This window comes from Microvirga sp. P4_A5, from assembly GCF_056402495.1.
This window is the reverse complement of record NZ_JBFUHH010000044.1, coordinates 40,926-47,718: the sequence shown is the minus strand read 5'-3', so window position 1 is coordinate 47,718 and position 6,793 is coordinate 40,926. Positions and strand designations below refer to the sequence as shown.

8 protein-coding genes are annotated in these 6,793 nt (G+C 64.5%); 7 read left to right on the top strand and 1 reads right to left on the bottom strand.

Annotated features, from left to right (window positions below):
- The 7 genes from AC1DVM_RS13275 to AC1DVM_RS13245 form a co-directional block, all read left to right on the top strand.
- The coding region (locus tag AC1DVM_RS13275; RefSeq protein WP_477254896.1) for a DNA translocase FtsK at positions 1–490 on the top strand (490 nt) is incomplete at its 5' end.
- 184 nt (positions 491–674) lie between these two features.
- On the top strand, positions 675–1,280 hold the full coding sequence (locus AC1DVM_RS13270) for a cysteine hydrolase family protein (protein WP_477254895.1): 606 nt from the start codon (positions 675–677) through the stop codon (positions 1,278–1,280).
- 275 nt (positions 1,281–1,555) lie between these two features.
- Positions 1,556–2,008 (top strand): hypothetical protein, encoded by a 453-nt coding sequence (locus AC1DVM_RS13265; protein ID WP_477254894.1) that lies wholly within the window; start codon positions 1,556–1,558, stop codon positions 2,006–2,008.
- 105 nt (positions 2,009–2,113) lie between these two features.
- Positions 2,114–2,302, top strand: coding sequence for a hypothetical protein (locus AC1DVM_RS13260; protein WP_477254893.1), 189 nt, complete (start codon positions 2,114–2,116; stop codon positions 2,300–2,302).
- A gap of 239 nt (positions 2,303–2,541) precedes the next feature.
- Positions 2,542–4,251 carry an ArnT family glycosyltransferase gene (locus AC1DVM_RS13255; RefSeq protein ID WP_477254892.1) on the top strand — a complete coding sequence of 570 codons (1,710 nt, stop codon included), beginning with the start codon at positions 2,542–2,544 and terminating at the stop codon, positions 4,249–4,251.
- A 45-nt stretch (positions 4,252–4,296) separates the two neighbouring features.
- Positions 4,297–5,028 (top strand): glycosyltransferase family 2 protein, encoded by a 732-nt coding sequence (locus AC1DVM_RS13250; protein WP_477254891.1) that lies wholly within the window; start codon positions 4,297–4,299, stop codon positions 5,026–5,028.
- Entirely contained in the window at positions 5,028–5,399 is a 372-nt protein-coding gene (locus AC1DVM_RS13245) for a lipid-A-disaccharide synthase N-terminal domain-containing protein (protein WP_477254890.1), read from the top strand. The genes AC1DVM_RS13250 and AC1DVM_RS13245 overlap by 1 nt, the downstream gene beginning before the upstream one ends.
- Before the next feature lie 22 nt (positions 5,400–5,421).
- Here the strand turns inward: AC1DVM_RS13245 and metC are convergent, their stop codons facing one another.
- Positions 5,422–6,618, bottom strand: coding sequence for a cystathionine beta-lyase (gene metC, locus AC1DVM_RS13240; protein ID WP_477254889.1), 1,197 nt, complete (start codon positions 6,616–6,618; stop codon positions 5,422–5,424).
- Positions 6,619–6,793 lie beyond the last annotated feature (175 nt).

The window sequence follows — 6,793 nt, the reverse complement described above, 5'->3', positions numbered from 1 at the left end:
CATCTCGTTCCAGGTGACCTCGAAGATCGACAGCCGCACCATCCTCGGCGAGATGGGCGCCGAGCAGCTGCTCGGCCAGGGCGACATGCTCTACATGGCGGGCGGCGGGCGCATCACCCGCGTGCACGGGCCGTTCTGCTCCGACGAGGAAGTCGAGAAGGTCGTGGCGCATCTCAAGCGACAGGCCAAGCCGGTCTACGTGGAGGCCGTCACGGCGGATGACGAGGAGGAGTTGGAAGCCGAGGAAAGCCCGGTCTTCGACGAAGGCGATTTCGGATTGGGGGCCGGCGATCTCTACGATCAGGCGGTCGCCGTCGTGCTGCGGCACAAGAAGGCCTCGACCTCCTACATCCAGCGTCGCCTGCAGATCGGCTACAACCGCGCCGCGTCGATCATGGAGCGAATGGAAAAGGAGGGCGTCGTCGGCCCTGCCAACCATGCGGGAAAACGCGAGATCCTGCTCGGCGCCGATGGGCGGGATTTCGACTGAATCCACTCCCTCGGAGAGAGGCGAAGGGCGGCACGCATATCCTCGACGGCGCACGCGTGCCGAAGCCCGCCGTCGGCGCGGATTTCGACGCTTTGGCGCTGGCGGTCGGCCTCAAGGCCAGCCTTTAACGGAACCGCCTCCCGGCATCGCCGTTCACGGGACGATCGTTGGTCAAGAGCTGGAAATGGGCGATACCTTGCAGCGGGGCCTGGGGGCGTCGGCGGCGCATCTCTGCGTCGACATGCAGCGTCTATTTTCGCCGGACGGGCCGTGGCCGACGCCGTGGATGGAGCGAGTCCTGCCTGTCGTGGCGGAGGTGGCCCGGCATGCTCCCGATAAAACAATCTTCACACGGTTCATCCCGCCTGCGCGGCCGGAGGACATGCCCGGGACCTGGCGACTCTATTATGAAAAATGGGTCGAGACCACACGCGAACATCTCGATCCGCGGCTTCTCGAATTGATGCCTCCGCTGCGGGAACTGGTGCCGCCCGCGCTCATGTTCGACAAGCCGGTATATTCGGCTTTTGCCGGCCACCGTCTGTCGGAGGAGCTTCAACACCGTCACGTCGACACGCTGATCGTGACAGGCTCGGAGACGGATGTGTGCGTGCTCGCCACCGTGCTCGGCGCCGTCGATCAAGGTTACCGCGTGGTTCTGGTGTCCGATGGCCTGTGCAGTTCGTCCGACGAGGGTCACGACACCCTGTTGACGCTCTATCGGAAACGCTTCAGCGCCCAAATCGAAACGGTCACATGCGAGGAGTTGCTCGCCACATGGCGGCCCTGAGGGCTCTTCAAAGGCAGGATAGAATGTCCAATCCCGCCCGCGGCCTCGAAGGGACCGTTGCCGTTTGGTCACTCTCTGTGGAAGACACGCGTACGCTCTGACGCAGCGCCATGATTCGGCGCGACCGGGGTCCGCTTCCGTGCTAGCGTTCCCGTGTGTTCCAAATAAACGTCCCGCTTTTTTAATTACCTCGGAATATCCCGTGAAATTATTCACACGATGTTACGTTTGAAACGTTGGATAGTCGTTTGTTGCATAGCGTTATGGGAGCGAAAATGTCCGAGGAAGAAGTCGAGTGCGTTGCCGAGGAACTGGCCAAAGTCGGCGGTGTGGCCTGGTACCCGGGCCGCGAGCCCAATGCGATCCTCCGGGTCGTCAGTGACCGCTATCGCGACCGCGCCCGCGTGGCGATCGCCGCCCTCGAGCGGCTCCGTGCCAGCCGAGAGCAGCCCGGCGAGATGGTTCTCTCAGCGGGTGAGGATCAGGATTTCGCGAATAGCGCCCATACCCGCGCGTCCGAGGAAATCGAAGTCGGCAGCGTGGTGATCTATCGCGCTCCGGGCGATCTCAGGGCCATCGCGTGCCGTGTGACCCGGCGAGAGGGCGGGGCGGTCTACCTTGTCCCCTGTGAGCGCCCCGATGTCGGCTGGGTCCAACTCGACGGAATCGTGCCGAGCGCCAAGCTCGAGGAGCGTCCGCTGACCGAGAAGGTGAGCGAGAAGAATTGAATCGTCGGTATTGCGCCAAAGGAGTCCCGGCTACTCCCTTGTATTGCTTGCGCTGCAGGCCTTTCCGGCCCGAACCTCCGAACAGAAACAAAGCGGGGGATTCGCATGATCGACGACGAGATAGAAGACGTGGCCCGTGCGATTTATGCATCGGAGTACGATTCTCGCGGCTGGGAGCAGGAGCCGGAGCTTCTGAAAGAGCGCTATCTGAAAGAAGCGCGTCTCGCCATCGCCGCACTCGATCGTCTGCGCTATCTCTCCGCAGCCCGCGAGTCCCGCCGATCGGTCGGCTAGCGAATTGACCGGCGACCCGGGCGGGCGCGACCGCCCCGGTCTCTCCCGGGCTCAGTGCCTCCGCGGGGGCTGGAACCGGCTCAAATTCTACGCGAGCGCCATGCTGTCTACCCTCGTCTCACCAAGCGCTTAATTGACTTCCCTCCGGCTTTAGGTGACATCAGCGCCCTTCAGGGGCGGCTTGGTCCCGACGACTCATTTTTCAAACTCAACAGATTGTGTCGTTGCCGGAGTTATTTATGGACGGTCACGTCGCGCAGCAGCGCATGTCATGGCGCCATTTTTACGTCGCGCGCCTGGCGAGTGCGATCGAGCGGAGCCATTTCCGCCTGTGCGTCGTCCTCGTGCTTCTGTCGCTGGCGTGCTTCCTTCCGGGCTTCACGACCCTGCAACCCATGGACCGCGACGAGCCGCGTTATGCCCAGGCCTCCAAGCAGATGCTCGAAGCGGGGGACTTCGTCGATATCCGGTTCCAGGACGAGGCCCGGCACAAGAAGCCCATCGGCATCTACTGGCTGCAGGCGGCAAGCGTCGCCATCGGGGAGGCGCTCGGTGTGCCCGACGCGCGCAGGACGGTGGCKCTCTACCGCATTCCCTCGCTTCTCGGCGCCATCGCGACCGTGCTGCTGACCTATTGGGCGGCGCTTGCTTTCCTCGGACGACGCGGCGCGTTTCTGGCCGCCGCCTTCATGGCGACTTCCATCATCCTCATGGTCGAGGCGCGGTTGGCAAAGACGGACGCGGCGCTCGCGGCCTGCGCCGTCGCCACCATGGGCGGGCTCGCCCGTGCCTATTTGAGCCGCGGTGCGGGCATCCTGACCAAGCGAACCCTGGGGTTTTTCTGGCTCGGCATGGCGGCGGGCATCCTCATCAAGGGGCCACTCATTCCGATGTTCGTCGGCCTTCCCGCGCTGGTCCTGTGGTGGCGGGAAAAGTCGGGCCGCTGGCTGCTGACGCTTCGGCCGGTTCCGGGAGCCATTTTCACGCTGCTGGTGGTGCTGCCGTGGTTCGTCGCCATCACCTGGAAGAGCGGCGGGGCCTTCTTCTCGGAATCGGTCGGCCACGACATGCTGGGAAAGGTCGGGACCGCGCAGACCTACCACTGGGCGCCACCCGGCTACTACCTGCTGGCATTCTTCGCAACCTTCTGGCCGGGGGCGGTTTTGGCGGCCATCGCGGTGCCGTTCGCGTGGATCCATCGTCGCGACGAGCACGTCACCTTCGCGCTCGCCTGGATCGTGCCGTCCTGGCTCGTCTTCGAACTCGTGCCCACCAAGCTTCCGCATTACGTCATGCCGCTCTACCCGGCCATCGCGATCGTCACCGTGATGGCGATCTCCCGGCACTTCGTCGGCCCTCAACGGCCCCTGGCGCGGCTCTCCACCGTGCTGATCCCGCTGATCCCGCTCGCCCTCGCCGTCGGCATCGCGGCCGCGGCCTGGAACCTCGACAATACCCTGCCGTACCGTGCGATCCCGCTCCTCGCGCTGTCGACCGCCGCGGGCTTCTATGCCTGGTGGCTCTTCGTCCGCGCACAGGTCCTCAAGAGCATCTGGGCGAGCTTCGCCGCGGCTGTTCTGCTCTCTGTCGGCGTGTTCGGTCTGGGGCAACTCGATCTCCGGTCCCTGAAACTGTCCCCGCGCATGGCCGAGGTCGCCCGCAATATGGCGTGCGAGAATCCCCGTGTGGCGACGCTGGGCTATCGCGAACCAAGCCTCGTCTTCCTCACCGGCACGAATCTCGAAATGCTCGAGACGGGCGCCGAGGCCTCGGCTTTCCTGCGACAGGGCGGCTGCCGCCTCGTTTTCGTCGAGAAGCGCTTCGAGGAGGAATTCCGGGCCGCCAACGAACGCCTCGGACAGCAACCGAGCCTCTCGACCCGCGTCTCGGGTTTCAATATCAACAGCGGGCGGCGGCTCGATATCGGAGCCTACGCGGCCGGCCTTTGAGGTCGGCCCGTCCCATCAAGAGGTGGCCTCGACGGCCATTGACCCATGATCGAACAGAATGCGGCACCCCGCGTGAGCGTGGTTGTCCCCGTCAAGAACGAAGCGCCCAACGTGCTCCCGCTGCTGGAGGAGATCGCGCGCGCCTGCGCGGCCATGCCCTTCGAGACGATCTATGTGGATGACGGCTCGACCGACGCCACTGTGGCGGAACTGGAAAAGGCGAGGGCCACGCGGCCGTGGCTGCGCATCCTGCGGCACCAAGCGAGTTGCGGCCAGAGCGCGGCGGTGCGCACGGGCGTCCTCGCGGCCCGATCCCCGCTCATCGTCACTCTCGACGGCGATGGGCAGAACGATCCGGCTTTCATTCCCCAAATGGTGGCGGCCCTGGACGATCCGAAGGTCGCGCTCGTCGCCGGCCAGCGGCTCGGGCGCAAGGATGGCGCCTACAAGAAATGGCAGTCGCGCATCGCCAACGGGGTTCGGGGCCGTATCCTGCGGGACGGCACCCGCGATACCGGCTGCGGGTTGAAGGCCTTCCGGCGCGACGTCTATCTGGCGTTGCCCTATTTCGACGCCCTGCACCGCTTCATGCCCGCTCTCGTGAAACGCGAGGGCTTCGAGATCGCGCATGTGGACGTGGTCGACCGGCCGCGCCATGCGGGGCGGTCAAATTACGGCCTTTTTGATCGCCTTTGGGTCGGTATTGTCGACCTCGCGGGGGTGTGGTGGCTGATCCGCCGCCGCCGCCGCCTTCCGGTCACCCAGGAGATCCTCTGATGCTGATGCGGCTTTCGCACGATATCGGCCTGTATTTCTACGACGTCGTCGTAGCCCGCTTCGACCTGTGGGCCGCCTTCGGCGTGATAGCGCAGTTCGTCTTCGGCGCGCGCTTCCTGGTCCAGTGGATCGCCAGCGAAAAGGCCGAGAAGAGCGTGATCCCGGTGGGCTTCTGGTTCCTGTCGATCTCGGGGGGGCTGATGACCCTGATCTACGGTTTCGCCCGTCGCGACCTGGTGATCATACTCGGCCAGGCTTTCTCCATTCTCATCTATGTCCGCAATCTCATGCTCATCGCCAAGGAAGCGAAGCGGCGCAAGGCGAAGGATGCGGCGGACGCGGCGGTCGGGGCCGAGGGCGCGGCGGGATGATCTCCCGCCGCCCGGCAGGCGGTCAGGCAGCCTTCGAATCCGCGCTTTTCAGCCGGGCAAAGCCCTGATCGAGGTCCCGCTGGAGGTCGTCGAGATCCTCCAGCCCGATATGGAAACGCAGGCCGTGTCCGCCCGGCGCCCATTGGGTCGCGGTCCGGTAATGCCCGCAGTCGAACGGCACGACGAGACTTTCGAAACCGCCCCAGGAAAAGCCCATTCCGAAGAGCGCGAGGCCGTCGAGCATGGCCGCCACAGCCTTGTCGGAACACGGCTTGAGGACGACCGAGAAGAGGCCGGACGACCCCTTGAAATCGCGCTTCCAGATGGCGTGGCCGGGATGCGTCTCGATGGCAGGGTGGAGCACCTGCGCCACCTCGGGACGGGCCGCGAGCCATCGGGCCATGTCGAGGGCCTGCTTCTCATGCTCGCGAAGCCGCAACGCCATCGTCCGCAAACCCCGCAATCCGAGAAAAACGTCCTCGGGACCGGGGCACATGGCAAAAGCGTCATAGGTCTTTCGTAGGGTCTTGAAGCAGCGTTCATTGGCCGAAACCATGCCGAGGAGCAGGTCGGACCCGCCGCTGAGATACTTCGTGCCCGCCTCGATCGCCACGTCGACGCCCCGCTCGTGGGGCGGGAAGAACAGCGGTGTCGCCCAGGTGTTGTCCATGACGACCACCGCCCCATGGCGGTGCGCGACCTCGGCGATGGCCGGAATGTCCTGCATCTCGAAAGATTGAGAGCCCGGCGCTTCCGTAAAGACAATTGTGGTGTTCGGCCTGAGCAGGTCGGCGATCCCCGCACCGATCAGCGGGTCGTAATAGGTGGTTTCCACACCAAAGTTTTTGAGGATCCCGTCGCAGAAGATCCGCGTCGGGCGGTAGACCGAATCCGTCATCAGCAGGTGGTCGCCCGCCTTGAGGAAGGCCATCAGCGCGAGGGTTACCGCAGCGAGACCCGATGGCGCCAGCACGGTGCCGGCAGCACCCGAAATCTGGGTCCAGGCCTTCTCGAGGGACTCCGTCGTGGGCGTTCCGTGCGTGCCGTAAGTGAAGCGTCCCCTCCGATTCAGCAGATCGTCGGTGGTGGGGAAGAGGACCGTGGAGCCGCGATAGATCGGGGTGTTCACGAAGCCGTGCTGTTCGTTCGGATCGCGGCCTGCATGAACCAGTCGGGTGCGTTCGCCGAGATCGTCGGGCTTGGGAGGAAGCTTTGACATCGCCTGCCGAATTTTTGTGAGCGGGAGAAACGATGTGGGACGGGGGGCGGGGTGCCGTCAAGTCACCTCGCAAGAGTGCTCCCATCAACACTTGACCCGTCATCGATGATAGAATGTGATGCTTTCCGGATGCCGCTCATTTTGAGTGGCGGACAGCCGCCAAACAGGGAACCGG

Bases quoted from the DNA above. Each gene is read 5' to 3' on its own strand.
- AC1DVM_RS13250 (WP_477254891.1), top strand. From the start codon at position 4,297: ATGATCGAACAGAATGCGGCACCCCGCGTGAGCGTGGTTGTCCCCGTC.
- AC1DVM_RS13265 (WP_477254894.1), top strand. From the start codon at position 1,556: ATGTCCGAGGAAGAAGTCGAGTGCGTTGCCGAGGAACTGGCCAAAGTC.
- AC1DVM_RS13245 (WP_477254890.1), top strand. From the start codon at position 5,028: ATGCTGATGCGGCTTTCGCACGATATCGGCCTGTATTTCTACGACGTC.
- AC1DVM_RS13260 (WP_477254893.1), top strand. From the start codon at position 2,114: ATGATCGACGACGAGATAGAAGACGTGGCCCGTGCGATTTATGCATCG.
- metC (WP_477254889.1), bottom strand. From the start codon at position 6,618: ATGTCAAAGCTTCCTCCCAAGCCCGACGATCTCGGCGAACGCACCCGA.
- AC1DVM_RS13270 (WP_477254895.1), top strand. From the start codon at position 675: ATGGGCGATACCTTGCAGCGGGGCCTGGGGGCGTCGGCGGCGCATCTC.